Origin of the sequence: Nonomuraea recticatena (assembly GCF_039533245.1) — a bacterium.
GTDB classification, from domain to species: Bacteria; Actinomycetota; Actinomycetes; order Streptosporangiales; family Streptosporangiaceae; genus Nonomuraea; species Nonomuraea roseola.
The window spans coordinates 266,762-282,653 of sequence record NZ_BAAATE010000007.1 but is presented as its reverse complement, the minus strand read 5'-3'; the positions used below and the strand labels follow the sequence as shown (position 1 = coordinate 282,653).

12 protein-coding genes are annotated in these 15,892 nt (G+C 71.9%); 6 read left to right on the top strand and 6 right to left on the bottom strand.

Annotated elements, in window-relative coordinates:
- Window positions 1-58: 58 nt before the first annotated feature.
- Window positions 59-577: a winged helix-turn-helix transcriptional regulator gene (locus ABFX50_RS17075; protein ID WP_346147483.1), complete on the bottom strand. Its 519-nt coding sequence runs from the start codon at window positions 575-577 to the stop codon at window positions 59-61.
- A 45-nt stretch (window positions 578-622) separates the two neighbouring features.
- Here ABFX50_RS17075 and ABFX50_RS17070 point away from each other — a divergent pair, with 45 nt between their 5' ends.
- The gene (locus ABFX50_RS17070) at window positions 623-1,972 is read left to right on the top strand and encodes an MFS transporter (protein WP_346147481.1); all 1,350 of its coding nucleotides are present in this window, start codon (window positions 623-625) and stop codon (window positions 1,970-1,972) included.
- On the opposite strand, the gene ABFX50_RS17065 is transcribed toward ABFX50_RS17070, so the two are convergent.
- Window positions 1,880-2,584 carry a CGNR zinc finger domain-containing protein gene (locus ABFX50_RS17065; protein WP_346147479.1) on the bottom strand — a complete coding sequence of 235 codons (705 nt, stop codon included), beginning with the start codon at window positions 2,582-2,584 and terminating at the stop codon, window positions 1,880-1,882. The two genes, ABFX50_RS17070 and ABFX50_RS17065, sit on opposite strands and share 93 nt — an antisense overlap.
- Before the next feature lie 53 nt (window positions 2,585-2,637).
- Between ABFX50_RS17065 and ABFX50_RS17060 the strand changes: the two genes are divergently transcribed.
- Window positions 2,638-3,486 (top strand): alpha/beta fold hydrolase, encoded by an 849-nt coding sequence (locus tag ABFX50_RS17060; protein ID WP_346147478.1) that lies wholly within the window; start codon window positions 2,638-2,640, stop codon window positions 3,484-3,486.
- Window positions 3,487-3,552: 66 nt separating this feature from the next.
- Here the strand turns inward: ABFX50_RS17060 and ABFX50_RS17055 are convergent, their stop codons facing one another.
- Both ABFX50_RS17055 and ABFX50_RS17050 read right to left on the bottom strand, forming a co-directional pair.
- The gene (locus ABFX50_RS17055) at window positions 3,553-4,641 is read right to left on the bottom strand and encodes a PrsW family intramembrane metalloprotease (RefSeq protein ID WP_346147476.1); all 1,089 of its coding nucleotides are present in this window, start codon (window positions 4,639-4,641) and stop codon (window positions 3,553-3,555) included.
- A 107-nt stretch (window positions 4,642-4,748) separates the two neighbouring features.
- On the bottom strand, window positions 4,749-6,164 hold the full coding sequence (locus ABFX50_RS17050; protein WP_346147474.1) for an MFS transporter: 1,416 nt from the start codon (window positions 6,162-6,164) through the stop codon (window positions 4,749-4,751).
- Between the two features lie 63 nt (window positions 6,165-6,227).
- Here ABFX50_RS17050 and ABFX50_RS17045 point away from each other — a divergent pair, with 63 nt between their 5' ends.
- Both ABFX50_RS17045 and ABFX50_RS17040 read left to right on the top strand, forming a co-directional pair.
- On the top strand, window positions 6,228-6,848 hold the full coding sequence (locus ABFX50_RS17045) for a TetR family transcriptional regulator (RefSeq protein ID WP_346147472.1): 621 nt from the start codon (window positions 6,228-6,230) through the stop codon (window positions 6,846-6,848).
- 77 nt (window positions 6,849-6,925) lie between these two features.
- Window positions 6,926-7,549, top strand: coding sequence for a pyridoxamine 5'-phosphate oxidase family protein (locus ABFX50_RS17040; protein ID WP_346147470.1), 624 nt, complete (start codon window positions 6,926-6,928; stop codon window positions 7,547-7,549).
- Here ABFX50_RS17040 and ABFX50_RS17035 read toward each other — a convergent pair.
- Window positions 7,546-7,713: a hypothetical protein gene (locus tag ABFX50_RS17035; RefSeq protein WP_346147468.1), complete on the bottom strand. Its 168-nt coding sequence runs from the start codon at window positions 7,711-7,713 to the stop codon at window positions 7,546-7,548. The two genes, ABFX50_RS17040 and ABFX50_RS17035, sit on opposite strands and share 4 nt — an antisense overlap.
- A gap of 565 nt (window positions 7,714-8,278) precedes the next feature.
- Here ABFX50_RS17035 and ABFX50_RS17030 point away from each other — a divergent pair.
- The gene (locus ABFX50_RS17030) at window positions 8,279-11,737 is read left to right on the top strand and encodes a protein kinase domain-containing protein (RefSeq protein ID WP_346147466.1); all 3,459 of its coding nucleotides are present in this window, start codon (window positions 8,279-8,281) and stop codon (window positions 11,735-11,737) included.
- On the opposite strand, the gene ABFX50_RS17025 is transcribed toward ABFX50_RS17030, so the two are convergent.
- Window positions 11,713-13,578 carry a beta-galactosidase gene (locus ABFX50_RS17025; RefSeq protein ID WP_346147465.1) on the bottom strand — a complete coding sequence of 622 codons (1,866 nt, stop codon included), beginning with the start codon at window positions 13,576-13,578 and terminating at the stop codon, window positions 11,713-11,715. The two genes, ABFX50_RS17030 and ABFX50_RS17025, sit on opposite strands and share 25 nt — an antisense overlap.
- 86 nt (window positions 13,579-13,664) lie before the next feature.
- On the opposite strand from ABFX50_RS17025, the gene ABFX50_RS17020 reads away from it, so the two are divergent.
- Entirely contained in the window at window positions 13,665-15,890 is a 2,226-nt protein-coding gene (locus ABFX50_RS17020; RefSeq protein ID WP_346147463.1) for a TIM-barrel domain-containing protein, read from the top strand.
- Window positions 15,891-15,892: the final 2 nt, after the last annotated feature.

The following is a 15,892-nucleotide window of genomic DNA, read 5'->3' as shown; positions in this document are numbered from 1 at the left end:
CCTCGCCTCCAGGCCGGAGGGCCCCCACCCCTCCGGCGCCCCTGCCCCTCGCCGGAGGTCAGGGGAGGGGGGTGAGCATGCGGTGCGGCTCGCGCAGGGCCACGCTGACCGCGTCGTCCCTCGAGCTCTCCAGCCCCGGGCCAGGCCGTACCTCGAGGTCCTCCAGCGGAGGCCGCGTGCCGCACGCCGGGCAGTACGCGGTGGGGTCGAGCCTGGTCCCGCACGTCAGGTGGAAGAACAGCCGCCGCGGCCCCGTGCCGCTGAGATGGCGCTCACCCCAGTGGGCCAGCGCCTGCACCGGCGGCCACAGCTCCCTGCCCACGTCGGTCAGCACGTACTCCTCCCTGGGCGGATGGTCCTGATAACGCCGCTTGTCGAGGATGCCCGCCTCCACCAGCGCGCCCAGTCGCTGTGACAGCACCGCGCGCGGGATGTCTAGGTGCGCGAGGAAGTCGCCGTAGCGCCGCACGCCGTACATCGCGTCTCTGATCACCAGCAGGGTCCAGCGCTCCCCGATCAGTTCCAGGGCCTTGGCCAGCGAGCAGTCCTGCCCCTCGTAGTTCTTTCCCAGCGCCATGCCCCCCACTTTAGTTCATTGATTGAACCGTGCTAGGTTCGTTCAATGAACCAACTGAACGCGGTGCCGTTCCTCGTGCTCGCCACCTACACGCTGCCGATGGTCACGCTGGCCGACACCGCGCGCGACCTCGGCGCGGGGCCCACGGGCCCGGTGTGGATCCTCAGCTCGATCGCGCTCGGACTGTCGGCGTTGTTGCTGGTCGCGGGCGGGCTGGCCGACGACTACGGACGCAAGAGGACGCTCGTCATCGGCACCGGCGTGCTCGCGGTGGCAGGCGTGGTGGCGGCGCTGGCGACCAGCGTGCCGGTGTTCGCCGGCGCGCGGCTGGTGCAGGGCGGGGCCGGCGCGGCGATGCTTGCCGCCAGCCTCGGCATCGTCGGCCACACTCATCCCGCGGGCGGGCCGCGGCTCAGGGCCACCGCCGCCTACGGCGCGATGATGGGCCTGGGCACCACGGTGGGGCCGCTGCTGTCGGGGATGCTGACGCTGGCATGGAGCTGGCGGACGGTCTACTGGCTGACGTCCGCGCTGGCACTGGCGCTGGCGATCGTTTCGGCCCTGACGCTGAAGGAGTCGCGATCCGCCGAGCCGCGCAGGCTCGACCTGCCCGGCGTGGTCCTGCTGACTCTGGGCGTGGCGGCGCTGGTCACGGGCGTGACCGAGGGGCGTCAGGGCTGGACGCGTCCGGTCGCGGCCGTCGCCTTCGTCGCCGCCGCGCTGCTGCTGGTCGCCTTCGTCGCGGCCGAACGCCGCCGCCATGAGCCGCTGCTCGACCTGGACCTGTTCAGGCGCCCCTCGTTCCTGGTCTCCACGGGCGGCGCGATGATCGTCGGCGTGACCGTGGTCGGCGTGCTCGGCTTCCTGCCGAGCGTGCTGCAGGCGGCGCACGGCATGACCCCGATGGGCAGCGCCTTGCTGCTCGCCATCTGGTCCGGCCTGTCGTTCCTGACCCCTCTGCTGGCAGGCAGGGTACGGCTCGGCGCCGGCTCGCGCCTCTCCCTCGGCCTGCTGCTGAGCGCCGCCGGATACGCGGGACTGCTCGGCGTGGCGGGCCACCTCTCGCTCCCGTTGACCGTCGCGGGCCTGCTCGTCAGCGGCGTGGGGAGCGGACTGATCAACTCCTCGCTGGCGCACCTGGCCATCGAGAGCGTGCCGCGGCATCGCGTCAGCATGGGGTCGGGCGCGAGCAACACCGCCCGCTACGTCGGCTCCTCCCTCGGTGCGGCGGCCATGGCCACCCTCGTCGGCACGCTGGGCCTGCAGATGGGGGTGCTCGTGACGCTGATCGCGTCCATCGTGCTAAAGCTCGCCGCGGCGGGCGCGGTGCAGGCGCACCTTCTCGCGGTTCCCGCACCGCTTCATCGAGCACCACTGCCTGGACCCCGCGTTTGACCGGTCGGCGAAGCGCAGCCCGCACGTGGGGGAGGCGCACACCCGCACCTGCCGCAGGTCAGGGCCGCCGATCAACTCGATCGCGTCGCAGGCGATCTCGGCCAGGGCCGCGACGACAGGGTCGCGCGGCGGGAGCCGTACGACCGAGAGGTCGGACGAGAGCCGCACCAGGGACGGCTGCCGCCGGGCGGCCCACCGGTTGATCGGCTCGGGGAAGCCGCGCTCGCCCGCCATCGCCGCGTCGAGGCAGCGGCAGATGGCCTCCCGCAACTGCCTGGCCTCCACCAGCAACGCACCGGCACCGCCTTCACCCGCTTCGCCGGCTACACCCCCGACGGAGTCGTCCCGGCCGTTCCCGTGTGCCTCGCTCGTCCCCGCCAAGGGTCCGGTCGCGGCGGGTCCCTCCCCTGGGGATGAGCGCGGGGCGCTTTCCGGCGGGGTGGGGGCGGCTGTGCCGGTGTCCAGGGGGAGGTCCTCGGGCAGGCCGAGCCAGGCCAGGAGGTCCGCGGGTTCGCGCAGCAGCTCCCGGCCTTCGCCCTTACGGTCTCGGTAGGTGTTGACGAAATCAAGCGAAGGTCGCCCGCCATCCCAGACCCAGTCTCGCGCTCGCATACCCCTAACCCTATGATGAGGTTAACCATGTAACCACACGATGGAGTTACACCATGGCGGAATCACGGATGGCCGACGTCGGCGGCCTGCGCATGCACTACCTGATCGAGGGCGAAGGACCGCTGGTGATGCTGGTGCACGGATGGCCGCAGACCAGTCATTGCTGGAGGCACCTCATCGGCCCGCTGGCCGAGCACTTCACGGTGGTGGCGCCTGACCTCAGGGGCTACGGCCGCACCGACAAACCGCTCACGGGCTTCGACAAGCGCACCATGGCCTCCGACGTACGGGAGCTGGCCAGGCAGCTCGGCCACGAGCGCCTCACGCTGGTCGGCCACGACAGAGGAGCGCGCGTCGCCCACCGCTACGCCCTCGACCACCCGGACGAGGTCGAGCGGCTGGTCGTCATGGACATCATCCCCACCAGGGAGATGTGGCGCCGCTTCGACATGAACTCAGGCATCGCGCTCGGCACCTGGCACTGGACCTTCCACCTGCAGCCCGACCTGCCCGAACGGCTGGCGGGCGCGGACGTGCGCGGCTACCTCGGCTACTTCTTCGAGAAGTGGACCGTGCAGCGGGCCGCGCTCGACGCCGAGGAGTACTACCGCGCCTTCTCCCAGCCCGGCGCGCTGAGGGCGGGCTTCGACGACTACCGCGCGTCCTTCCCCGACGACGCGGCGCACGACGACGCCGACTACGACGCTGGGAGGCGACTGGAGATGCCGGTGCTGGCGCTGTGGGGTGATGCGGGGCTTCCCGCGAGGGTGGGGGTGGAGGAGGTGTGGCGCGACTACGCCCATGACGTGCGGGGTGCGGAGATCCCCGACTGCGGCCACTTCCTGGCCGAGGAGCGCCCCGACCTGGTGCTCGATCACCTGCGCGACTTCCTCAAGCTCTGACCGGGGCCGGGCCGGCTGCGCGCGGGTCGGTGCGGAGGGCCGCCGGGGGGCCGCTGACGAGCGCTGCTACCAGCGTCTGGAGGCGCCCATCACGTGGAGCAGCGCCTCCCTCTGCGTCGTGAACTCCTCGGCGGGCATGGCCTCCCGCTCCGCCCGCAGGTGCAGCATGGCCAGTTCGGTGGCCGCCTGCTGGTAGTCGGCCATCGGCTTCGCGAGCCCGTGCCCCTTCGCCCACCGGCGGGCGTCCCTCCTCGCCCCGAGCGAGCTGAGCATGCCGACATCCTGAGGAGAGAGCACCCCCGTGGGCAGGTACGCGGGCAGGATGCCGCCGATCTTGGCGAGCACCGCCTTGCGCTCCCGTACGGTCACCACGACCAGCGCGATGATCACGCACAGGTCGAGCAGGTAGACCACGCCCAGCGCAGGGAGCGAGCCCAGGGTCGCCGCGCCGTTCCACAGTCCGTGCAGCACCACCGCGCCCAGGTAGCCGAGCGGGATGGCCAGGAACCTGACCGGGGTGCGGCGGGTGGCGGCGTAGGCCACACCGATGCCGATCATCGAGGTGTAGACAGGGTGGCCGAGCGGGGCGATCAGGCCGCGGAAGACGAACAGCCCCACCGCGCCGTCGGTCCCGTTCTCGGTGTAGGCGCTGAGGTAGTAGCCGACGTTCTCCACGGCGGCGAAGCCCAGCCCCGCCATGGCGGCGTAGATGATGCCGTCGGTCAGCCCGTCGATCTCCCTGCGCCTGCGCAGGAGCAGCAGCAGCGCCGCGCCTTTCAGGCCCTCCTCGATCACCGGCGCGAGGATGACGGTGCCGAAGTCGTCGGCCACCGTCTTGCCGTACCCCGCGCTCAGCACCAGCGCCTCGCCCGCCAGGCTGAGGGCGATTGCCACCACCACGGCCACGCCCGCACCCCACACGAAGGCGAACGACAGGTGGAGCCTGGGCTCGGGCTCCAGCCTGTCGAGCGCCAGCACCGCGGCCAGCAGCACAGGAAGCGGGGCCACGGCCATCACCGCCGACAGGCCGAAGCCCTTGGGATCGCTGGAGACCAGCATGAGGGCCAGCATGAGCAGGGCGCAGGCGCTCGAGATCACCAGGCCGATGATGAGCGCCTTGCTCGGCCGTGGCGAGAGCACAGGGGGGCGGGTCACCGCAGTCACATTGCCACACTGCGCCACCGCGATGGAAAGACGGTTGACGGCTGGTTGCCGCTCCGAGCGCGCGACCGCCTGCTCGGCCGCGCACCCTCGAATCCCTGTCACACCCGCGAGGGGCGCAGCATCGTGTGGATCCCTGCCGCCATCGCCAGCGTGATCAGAGCCACCGCCCAGAGCACGAGGTGGAAGGCGCCGGTGAACTGCTCAGGCGCGGCGCTCGTGCCCGCGGCGATCCTGTCGGCCAGCTCAGGGTCGCCCACGTCCGCCTGGACCAGGCTGACCAGCGCCGAGCCGTACACCGCGATGACGATCGCCTCGCTGCCGATCCGCATCGTGTTGACCAAGCCCGCGGCCATCCCCGCCCGCTCGGGCGCCACCATGCTCATCGCCAGTCCGTCGCCGACGCCGAAGGCCAGGCCCGCGCCCGCCCCTGCCAGCAGCATCGGCACGGCCGGCAGGGCCGCGTCCGTCGTCGCCAGCCAGGCATTGCCCGCGCCGAGCATCACCACCGCCGCGGTGACCAGTGTTCTCGGGGACACGCCGCGGTTCAGCAGCCAGCCGCCCGCGGGAGGGGTGAGCAGCACGGGCGCGGTGAGCACCAGCATCCACAGGCCCGCCTGCTGCGGCGTCGCGCCGTGGACGCCGACGAAGTAGGTGGGCAGGTAGGTTAGCAGCGTCACCATGCCGAAGGTGGTCGCGACCGGCAGGAGGCTGAGCGCGAGGAAGCGGCGGTCGCGTACCAGGGTGAGGTCGAGCACGGGATGGGGGCTGCGCCGCTCCGTCACCACGAACGCGCCGAGCAGCACGGCCGCCGCTCCTGCCAGTGCGAGCACGCCGGGGCTCGTCCAGCCCGACTGCGGTCCCTGCACCACCGCGATCGTCAGGACGGCCAGCCCGGTGACGAAGGTCAGCGCGCCTCGGACGTCCACCTTCTGCCGACGGGGCGCCCGTGACTCGCCCACGAAGGGCAGGCCGAGCAGGGAGACCACCAGAACCAGCGCGTGCGACACGAAGATCGCCCGCCAGCCCAGGCCGCCGACCAGCCAGCCCGAGATCGTCGGGCCGAGCGCGAGGCCGACCCCCGCGACGGTGCCGAGCAGGGCGAAGGCCCTGGTTCTGGCCTGGCCGTCGAAGGTCGTGGCGAGGATGGCCGCGCCGCTTGCCATCACGCCCGCCGCGCCCACGCCGGACAGGGCCCTGGCGGCGTCCAGAAGCCAGATCTCTCCCGCGAAGGCGGCGGCGACCGAGCCTGCCGCGAAGATCGCGGCGCCCGCGGCGAACACCCTGCGGCGGCCGGCGAGGTCGGCCAGCGAGCCCGCGACCAGGGTGAAGGAGGCGAAGGTGAGGTTGTAGGCGTTCATGACCCACTGCAGCGGCGCGCCGGCCGTGTGCAGGTCGGCGCCGATTCCCGGTAGCGCCACGGCGGCGCCCGAGATGGACATGGGGACGACGAGGAAGCCGAGCAGCACCACCGTGAGGGTGAGCGCGGAGCTCCGGGTCCGTAGTTGGATTGCCACTCGGCCGAAAATGCCACTTAGTGGCGTTAGCTGTCAAACGGCGATTGCGGATAGAGTGGGCCCATGGATCTGCGCGAGCTGCCGCTCAGGGAGCGAAAGAAGGCCCGCACCAGGCAGGCCCTGACGGAGACGGCGTTGCGGCTGTTCACCGAGAAGGGGTTCGACCAGACCACGCTCGACGAGCTCGTCGACGCCGTGGAGGTGTCCAAGCGCACCTTCTTCCGCAACTTCCCCTCCAAGGAGGACGTCGCGCTCGCCGCCGACACCGAGCTGTGGTCGACCTTCCTTTCCGAGGTCGACACGATGCAGGTGCGGGGCCTGGTGCTCGACGCCTTCCTGACGGCGCTGCGGGCGAGCCTGGAGCGGATGGACGACGGGTGGGACGCCCGCTTTCTCGCCACCAGGGCGCTGTGCGGGCTCACCCCCGCGGTGGAGGCGCACAGCCTGCGCTACTGCAACGAGACCACACAGGCCGCCTTCGCCAGGATGGGCGCCAGGCTCGGCGTCGACCCGGGCGACGTGCGGTTGAAGCTGGTCATCGAGGTCGCCGTGGCGGCCTGGCGGCACGCCGCCCTGAGCTGGGCGGCCGCGGGAGGACAACAAGGGCGGGCAGGGCTGCGCAGGCGGCTTGACGAGGCCTTCGCCGCCGTCCCCGAGAGCATCGCCCTCTCCTCGGGCGGCTGAGCGCGACCCCCGATGCCGGTGATGACCGTCCGATGGTCAAAGATGGGCAAGGCCGGACGAACTGCAGAGGGGATCGCATGGACTGGGCGGAGATCAAGTCCGAGGAAGAGCTGCGCGAGCTGCTCGGCGAGGTGATGCCGCGCGCCGTCACCAAGGAGCGGGCGGTCCTGCACGAGCGCGACAGGGAATGGCTGGCCAACTCGCCGTTCTGTCTCATCGCCACCGCCGACGCGAGCGGCGCGTGCGACGTCTCACCCAAGGGCGACCCCGCGGGCTTCACCCATGTCATCGACGACACCACGATCGCCATCCCCGACAGGCCGGGCAACCGCAGGGCCGACGGCTTCCACAACATCCTGCAGAATCCGTACGTCGGCCTGCTCTACCTCGTCCCCGGCAGGGGCGAGACGCTGCGGATCAACGGCAGGGCCAGGCTCGTCAGGGAGGCGCCGTTCTTCGACGAGCTGATCGTGAAGGGCAACCGTCCCAAGCTCGCGATCGTCGTGGAGATCGAGCAGATCTTCTTCCACTGCGCCAAGGCTTTTCTGCGCTCGAACCTCTGGAAGCCCGAGACCTGGAACCCCGACGCGCTGCCTTCGCACGCCGCCATCGTCAAGAGCGTGCAGAAGACGGAGGAGTCCCTCGAGGAGCTCGAGCGCTACTACGGGGACTCCTACGCCGAGAAGCTCTACAAGGTCTAGGCGGCGGGGGTGGGGCCCGAAGGCAGGCGGATCACGTTCCGGCCGCTGTAGGCCCCCAGGTCGACCACCTTCGGATCGGCCTTGCCGCTCTCGCGGCGGGCCGATCCGATGTCGCGCACCTTGTGCCGGGCCACATGCGCCGGCACCACCACCAGCCTCGTCATCAGAGCGCCCCCCAGCGTGATGTTTTCGTGACATCACATTACATATCGGGCACCGCGTAAAACCCTCGTAAAGATCACATCAGTAGGGAAGTTGCCGCCCCGACGGGGACCGCAGGTCAAGGTCCGGTGTGCGGGTCAGCCGCCGTCTGGCCGCCGTCCTGGCTCTCCTGATGCGTCGCATGGTCTGCCCCCCTTCCGCGTGCTCCCACTCTCTGCCCCGCCGCTTGACAGGAGCTTGGCGAATGGTTGCGAACCGCCATGCGCGCCAACCTACGGGGCCGCTCGCCCCCGTTCAATGCATTTTGACCGCTCGGCCATGACCTGACGCAGGAGCCGAGTGGCGGATGTAGTAGCAAAGGCGCATATATCAGCCAGGTTGGCCCCCTGCCGGCGGCCTGAGTTCAACCCGGCGGCTGCTGCCCGGCCACGCATCGAGGCCGCGGCGGGGCCCGTCGCGGCGACGAGATGGACGGCGCTCCTCCGACGTGGCGCTGATTCTCCTCGTGATCTGCCTCGTCTCCTTCCTCAGGGCAACTTCACCTCGGCGCGCGGCATCTAAATCCTCGTGGGGGATCCTGAGCGCATCGGTGACTACTGGCTGGCCGGACGACTGGGCGAGGGCGGCCAGGGGGTCGTCTACGAGGCCTACGACGGCGAGGGCCGCAGGGTCGCGGTGAAGGTGCTGCACGCCGCGGGGGCGGGACGGCTGGCCAAGGAGGCGAGCGCGGCCGAGCGGGTCGCCCCCTTCTGCACCGCCCGCGTCCTGCACGTCGAGACCGAGGGGCCCAGGCCGCACATCGTCTCCGAGTACGTGGAGGGCCCCAGCCTGCGCGCCGCCGGGCGCGTTTTCTCGGGCGACGACCTGCACCGCCTGGCGACCGCCGTGGCCACCGCGCTGACCGCCATCCACGAGGCCGGAGTGATCCACCGCGACCTCAAGCCCGACAACGTGCTGCTCGGCCCCGACGGGCCCAGAGTGATCGACTTCGGCATCGCCAGGACCACTGACATGTCGCTGACCAGGAGCGGCGAGGTCGCGGGCACGCCCAGCTACATGGCGCCCGAGATCCTCACGGGTGCGCGCGCCACTCCCGCGGTGGACGTCTTCGCCTGGGGCGCCGTCGTGCTCTTCGCCGCGACCGGCCGCGACCCCTTCCACGCCGACCACCTGGGCGGCGTCATGCACAGGGTGCTGTCGGACTCCGCCGACCTGAGCCCGCTGCCGCCCGAGCTGCGCACGCTGGTGGGCGCGGCCATGGACAAGGAGCCCGCCGCCAGGCCGACCGCGCGCGAGCTGCTGCTCGCCCTGGTCAGCGGCGGCGCCCGCGACACACCCGGCCTGCTGGCGGCAGGAAGCCGGACGGCCAGGGGCGTGCACGTCCACGACACGGACGATCCCTCGCTCGGCACCATCGCCGAGGACGCCTACACGGGGCTCGGCCCGCGCGAGCGCGAGCTGGCCGCCGAGGTCTTCCTCCGCCTGGTCGCCGTCGGCGACGACGGGCAGGAGACCGGCAGGTGGGCGCCCAGGGCCGAGCTCGTGGACGGCAGGCCGCAGGAGGCGGTCGAGCGCGTCCTGCGCGCCTTCTCCTACGTCGTCACCGAGAGGGACGGCCTGGTCGCGCTCTCCCGTCCGGCGCTGCTGCGCGCCTGGCCGAGGCTGCGCAGGTGGGTCGAGGCGGACAGGGAGGGCCTCGCCGTCCTCAACGGGCTCAGCGCCGCCGCCAGGCAGTGGGCCGAGCACGGGCGCCGCGACGGCGACCTGTTGCAGGGCAGCCGCCTGGAGAACGTGCTGAACTGGGCGGCCACCGGCCGCAAGCACGTCACCCTCACCCCCACCGAACGCGACTACCTGCGCGCAGGCACCGAGCTGACCAGGAGGCGGACCCGCCGCCGCAGGCTGACCACGCTCGCGCTCGCAGGGTCGCTGGCCGTGGCGCTGGTCGCGGGCGGCCTCGCGGTCTGGCAGGGCAGGAGGGCCGATGCCCAGCGCGACACGGCCACGGCCAGGAACGTCGCGCTGGAGACGGCCGCGCTGCGGGCGGGCGACCCGGTCAAGGCGATGCTGCTGGCCGTCGCGGCCTGGCGGATCTCGCCGGGCCCCGACACCCGCTCGGCGCTGATGTCGGCCTTCCAGCAGAGCGAGCGGGCGGCCTTCCGCGATCCGCCGGTCAACGGGGTGGCGCGGCGGGTGCTCAGCCACGACGGGCGCTCGCTGGTCAGCGTCAGCGAGAGCGGCGTGGCCGTCCACGACGTGCGGACCGGCGGGAGGACGGCAGGCTGGGTCGTACCCGGCCTGGAGAGCGAGCACCTGTCGGGCGTGTCGGTCAACGGCAGCGGACGCAGGGTCGCCGTGACGACCGACAAGTGGATCACCGTATGGGACGTCGCGACGGGCGGGCTCGTGGCGCGCAAGGCGATGCCCGAGGGCTCCGGCGGACGCTCGGCGGAGTACGGCGACAGCGAGTCCACGCTGGCGGTCAGCCTCACCGACGAGGTGATCCACCTGTGGGACCACGAAGCGGACCGCACGTTCGGCACGCTCCTCGACGAGGGGTACGTCGGGCGGCAGCACCCACTCGTCGACAGGACGGGACGGCTGCTCGTCGTGCCGGGCGATCCGCGCTTCTACGTGCGCCGCCTGCCCTCCTGGACCACCGACGACCGGCTGAGCGCCGCGTGCGGGGACCAGCCGTACGCGGCGGCCTTCAGCCCCGACGGCGCGACCCTGGCCTGCGCGGGCAGGGAGATCAAGCTCGTCGACCCCGCCACGGGACGGCAGCGCCCGCTTCCCGGAGGCGAGCACGAGTACTGGCCGGCCGCGCCGTCCTGCGAGCTGTGCGGGGCGACAGCCAGGGGACTGCGCTTCAGCCCGGACGGCCGCCACCTGGCCGCCTTCGCCGACCGCTCCCTGCGCGTCTGGCGGGTCGCCGACCAGCGAGAGATCCTCGCCTACCGGGCGGAGGGGGAGGTGAGCGACGTCCGCTTCGACGGGCAGGACCTGCGCTACCTGCTCGACGACACGGTCGTCACCCTCGACCTGACCCCGCGCGTCACCGACTTCCGCCTGGACCGCGCCCCGTACGGCACCCGGCTCAGCCCCGACGGCCGGTGGGCGGTCACCATGCCGGACGACCACACCACGGTGCTGTGGGACGTGGCCCGCCGCCGCAAGGTCTGGGTCCTCCCCGCCACCGGGCAGGCGACCTTCGCGCACTCGGGCGATCGGCTGCTCACCGTCGCCGACGACGGGCCGATGACGCTGTGGGACCTGAGCACCCGCCGACGGCTCTGGACGGCGCCCCAGCCGTACGGCATGCCGCCGTCCGGGACGCAGTTCACCCGCGACGGCGGCACGCTCGTCGTCACCACCGCCCTCACGCAGGCGCCCGTCGACTTCAGGCTGACCAGGATCGACGCCAGGACAGGTCGCCGGCTGGCCACCCTCAGGACCCGCAGTCCCGGGGGTGTGCTGACGCCCGACGGCAGGCGCGAGGCCTCCTTCGACGGCCGCTTCTACGACGTGGCCACCGGCAGGCCCCTCGGCGACGGGTTCGGCGAGGGTGTCCTGGCCATCAGCGGCAAGGGCGTCATGGCCGTCAGCGGCGACAGCATGGGAAGGATCGCGCTGCGCGCGATCGACGCAGGCGGCAAGCCGCCGCCGCCGCTCAGAGGCGTGGCCGAACGGGTCGCGCACCTGGCCTTCTCGCCTGGAGGCGACCTGCTGGCCAGCGTGGGCGACGCCCCCGGCACCCTGCAGGTGTGGGACGTGGGGGCGCGCAGGCGGCTCGGCGGCGCGATGAGCGCCTACTTCGCGGGCGTGCCGGGCGGCGGCGGGGTGGCCTTCAGCCCCGACGGCGGCCTGCTCTACGTCGCCGAGGCCGACGGCCTGGTCCACGAGTTCGTGGTGGACCCCGCCAGGATGACGCGGCTGGTCTGCGGGCGCGCGGGCAGGGAGCTCACCGAGGCCGAGTGGCGCGAGCACTTCGACGAGGTGCCCTACCGCGAGGTCTGCGCCGGATAGAGGAGCACCTGTCCTGGCTCCAGGCGGAGTGGCCCGCCGCCAGGGCCCGCGACGGTGTGCGGCAGGTCCGTGTGGTTGATCGCGAACACGGTGTCGCCGCGCCTGACCAGCTCGACGGGCGAGTCCGGCATCGCCAGCCCCGCCTGCCGCAGCACCCACGCGTATCCGGCGTCGTCGAGGCGGGTGGACAGGTAGAACGCGCCCTGCCTGCGGGTGATCGCGGGAGCCCCGTCGGGGTAGGCGGCCACGGCCGTCGCGCCCTCCAGGTGGACGACCTCGCTCCACAGCGTGCCGGTCAGGCCGTGCGTCAGCGACACCGGCGCGTCGAGGGGGCGCAGCTCCTCCACCCTGACGCCCAGCACGTCGCGCAGGGCTCCGGGGTAGCCGCCCAGCCGTACCCTGGCGTGCTCGTCGGCCACGCCGCTGAAGAAGGAGACGACCAGGGTCCCGCCCGCCTCGACGTAGCGGGCCAGATTGGCGGCGTCGGCATCGGAGAGCAGGTAGAGGCTGGGCACCAGGACCGCGCGGTAGCGCGACAGGTCGGCCGAGGGCGCGGCGAAGTCGGCGGTGTGGCCGTGGTGGTAGAGCACGCGGTGGGCCTGCCGCAGCGCGTCGAGGTAGTCGAGCTCGAGGGAGGGCAGGCCCGGCGATCCCAGCGCCCACCACGCCTCCGCGTCCCAGAGCAGCGCGACCTCGGCGGCGACCTCGCCGTCGGCCTCGGTGTCCGAGAGCAGCGCGCCGAGCTCGCAGATCTCGCCGAACAGGCGGGAGGAGGGGCCCGCGTGCGGCACCATCCCCGCGTGCCACTGCTCGGCGCCGCCCCTCGAGGCGCGCCACTGGAAGAACAGCACGCCGTCCGCGCCTCTCGCCACGTGCTGCATGCTGTGCCTGATCGTCTCGCCCTCGCGCTTGGCCGCCATCCGGGCGCCGGTGTAGACCACCCCCGCCGCCTGCTCCATCAGCAGCCACGGCCGTCCTCCCGCCCACGAGCGCGCCAGGTCGGCGGCGAACGCGCCCTCCTCCACGGCCGTCGTGCCGGGTCCCGACGGGTAGTGGTCGATCGCGACCACGTCCACCTCTCTCGCCCACCTGTGGTGGTTCACCGGCACCCAGTCGCCGAAGACGAAGTTCGTGGTCACCGGCAGGTGCGGCGTGAAGGACTTCAGCAGGTCCCGCTGCGCGGTGAAGTGGCCGAGCAGCTCGTCGGACAGGAAGCGCCTGAAGTCGAGGGCCTGCGAGGGGTTGGGCAGGTACTGGGTGGCACGCGGCGGCGTCACCTGCTCCCACGCCGAGTAGCCCTGGCTCCAGAACGCGGTCGTCCACGCCTCGTTCAGCGCCTCCAGCGCGCCGTACCTGGTCTCCAGCCATTGCCTGAACGCGGCGGCCACGTGGTCGCAGTGGCACCGCGTCCCGTACTCGTTGTGCACGTGCCACATCGCCAGCGCCGGATGCGCGTGGTAGCGCTCGGCCAGCGCCCTCGCGATGGACATCGAGGCCTGCCTGTACGGCGGCGCGCTGACGCAGTAGGTGTCCCTGCTGCCGTGCGTCAGGCGCGTCCCCTCGGCCGTGACCGGCAGCGCGTCCGGGTGCAGGAGTGAGAACCACGGAGGGGGAGAGGCGGTCGGCGTGGCCAGGTCCACCTGGACGCCGCCTTCGTGCAGCAGGTCCATGACGGTGTCGAGCCAGGTGAAGTCGTACACGCCCGGCGAGGGTTCGAGCCTGGCCCACGAGAAGACGCCCACGGTCACCAGGTTCACCCCGGCGCGCCGCATCAGCGCGACGTCCTCCTTCCAGACCTCCTCCGGCCACTGCTCCGGGTTGTAGTCGCCGCCGTAGAACATCGCACTCCCTGGGATTCCCGTTGACGTTTGTTGGTATAGCAAGCAAACTAATTAAAGCTCAACGCAGCCCCTCGAAGGAGTGCCCCATGCCGTACCGGCCCCCGCTGGTCCCCCACGAGTATTTCGTCGCCGACCCGCCCGAGTTGCCGGTCCGCGAGCGCGGCGAGGAGGGGCTGTCCGCGGTGACGCGCGCCGAGGTCGTCGCCGCCGACGGGGAGGGCGTCACGCTCAAGGCGTTCACCGGCGCGGAGGAGACGCTGGTGGTGCAGGTGGGAGCGGCGGGCGAAGGCGTGATCAGGGTGCGGCTCGCCCAGGACGCCGACGCCAGGACCCGCTCCTCCCACGCCATCGCCCTGGTCAGTCCCGGCGCCCACCCCGCCACACTGGAGGGGCTCGACGGCGGCTCCGGCCGGCTCGTCGTGGACGCGGGAGCCGTCCGCGCCGAGATCACGCTGGCCCCCTTCCACCTGCGTTTCACCGACGCGGCCGGCAGGCTGCTGACCGAGCAGGACCCTGGCCACACCGACATCAGCGGCAGGCTCAGGACCCTGCCCTTCGGCCGCTCCCTGGCCACGGGCCCCGTCGCCTACCACGAGAGCCTCGTGGCGGCGCCCGACGAGGCGTTCGCGGGCTTCGGTGAGTCCTTCACCCCGCTGGACAAGCGCGGCCAGCGCCCCCTGATGTGGAACTTCGACGCCTTCGGCGCCGAATCGCAGCGCGCCTACAAGAACGTGCCGTTCTACCTGTCGAGCAGGGGCTACGGGCTGCTGGTCGACAGCGGGCTGCCGACGGAGTTCGACGTCTGCCAGTCCACGCACAGCACCGTGCAGATCATCGTCCCCGACGACCTCATCGACTACTACGTCATCGCGGGGCCCACCCCCTCGGAGGTGCTCGACCGGTTCGACCTGCTGACCTGCCGTCCGGCGCTGCCGCCGAAGTGGGCGTTCGGCACCTGGATCTCCTCCGGCTTCTTCGTCGACACCCAGGAACGCGTGCTGGACAGGGCGAAGAAGATCCGCGAGCGCGGCATCCCCTGCGACGTGCTCCACCTCGACACCTACTGGCAGACCGAGGGCCACTGGTCCGACCTGCGCTGGGACCCCGACCGCTTCCCCGACCCCGACGCCATGCTGGCCGAGCTGGACGGCATGGGCTTCAAGGTCTGCCTCTGGATGAACCCCTACGTCTCCCACCTCAGCCCGCTCTTCGCCGAGGCCACCGACTACTTCCTGAAGAACCAGGAAGGAGAGGTGTACGTCGCGGACTGCTGGCACGGCTCCTACCCCGCCTGCGCCTTCGTCGACCTCACCAACCCCGAGGCGGTCGCCTGGTTCCAGGGACTGCTCAGGCCGCTGCTCCAGCAGGGCGTGCAGGTCTTCAAGACCGACTTCGCCGAGGGCGTGCCGCACGACGCGCGGGCGCACAACGGCATGAGCGGCCTCGAACTGCACAACGTCTACTCGCTGCTGTTCAACGACGCCGTGGCGGAGGTCACCAGGGAGGTGCACGGCCACACCCTGGTCTGGGCCCGCTCCTCCTTCCTCGGCGGCCAGCGGCACAGCGCGCAGTGGAGCGGCGACATCGCCACCAGCTACGCCGCCATGGGCTCGACCATCCGCGGCGGCCTGTCGCACGGCCTGTCGGGCATCCCGTTCTGGAGCCACGACGCGGGAGGCTTCACCGGCACCCCCTCCGACGACCTCTACGTGCGCTGGGCGCAGTTCGGCGCGCTGTCGCCGCTGGTCCGCTTCCACGGCACGACCAGCCGCGAGCCGTGGGAGTTCCCCGCCGTCGAGGAGGAGGTCAGGGCGGCGATCAGGCTCAGGTACTCGCTGATGCCCTACCTCTACTCCGCGGCCGTCGAGTCGGCACGCACCGGGGCGCCCATGATGCGCGCGCTGTGCGTCGACCATCCGGACGACCCCGTCGCCTGGCGCGCCGACCTGGAGTACCTGCTGGGCCGTGACCTGCTCGTGGCGCCCATGACCTCGCCCACCGGCGAGCGCCAGGTCTACCTGCCGCAGGGCGACTGGGTGGACTGGTGGAGCGGCGAGACGCTGACCGGCGGACGCTACGTGACCGTGGTCAAGCCGCTCGACCAGATCCCGCTGTTCGTCCGGCACGGCGCCCTGATCCCGACCGCCGAGCCCGGCGACACCGTGGGCGACCACCCCGAGATCACCGTCGTCTCCTTCGGGGACGGCGACGGCCGTACCACCATCCACGACACCGACGGGGAGACCACGGTCACCCGCACCGGCGGTGTCCTGACGAGCACGGGGCCCAAGCGGGTCTCGTTCAGGAGATGACG

Excerpts from the sequence above, each read along its gene's own strand:
- ABFX50_RS17075 (WP_346147483.1), bottom strand. The coding sequence starts at position 577 with ATGGCGCTGGGAAAGAACTACGAGGGGCAGGACTGCTCGCTGGCCAAG.
- ABFX50_RS17070 (WP_346147481.1), top strand. The coding sequence starts at position 623 with ATGAACCAACTGAACGCGGTGCCGTTCCTCGTGCTCGCCACCTACACG.
- ABFX50_RS17065 (WP_346147479.1), bottom strand. The coding sequence starts at position 2,584 with ATGCGAGCGCGAGACTGGGTCTGGGATGGCGGGCGACCTTCGCTTGAT.
- ABFX50_RS17060 (WP_346147478.1), top strand. The coding sequence starts at position 2,638 with ATGGCGGAATCACGGATGGCCGACGTCGGCGGCCTGCGCATGCACTAC.
- ABFX50_RS17045 (WP_346147472.1), top strand. The coding sequence starts at position 6,228 with ATGGATCTGCGCGAGCTGCCGCTCAGGGAGCGAAAGAAGGCCCGCACC.
- ABFX50_RS17040 (WP_346147470.1), top strand. The coding sequence starts at position 6,926 with ATGGACTGGGCGGAGATCAAGTCCGAGGAAGAGCTGCGCGAGCTGCTC.
- ABFX50_RS17035 (WP_346147468.1), bottom strand. The coding sequence starts at position 7,713 with ATGACGAGGCTGGTGGTGGTGCCGGCGCATGTGGCCCGGCACAAGGTG.
- ABFX50_RS17025 (WP_346147465.1), bottom strand. The coding sequence starts at position 13,578 with ATGTTCTACGGCGGCGACTACAACCCGGAGCAGTGGCCGGAGGAGGTC.
- ABFX50_RS17020 (WP_346147463.1), top strand. The coding sequence starts at position 13,665 with ATGCCGTACCGGCCCCCGCTGGTCCCCCACGAGTATTTCGTCGCCGAC.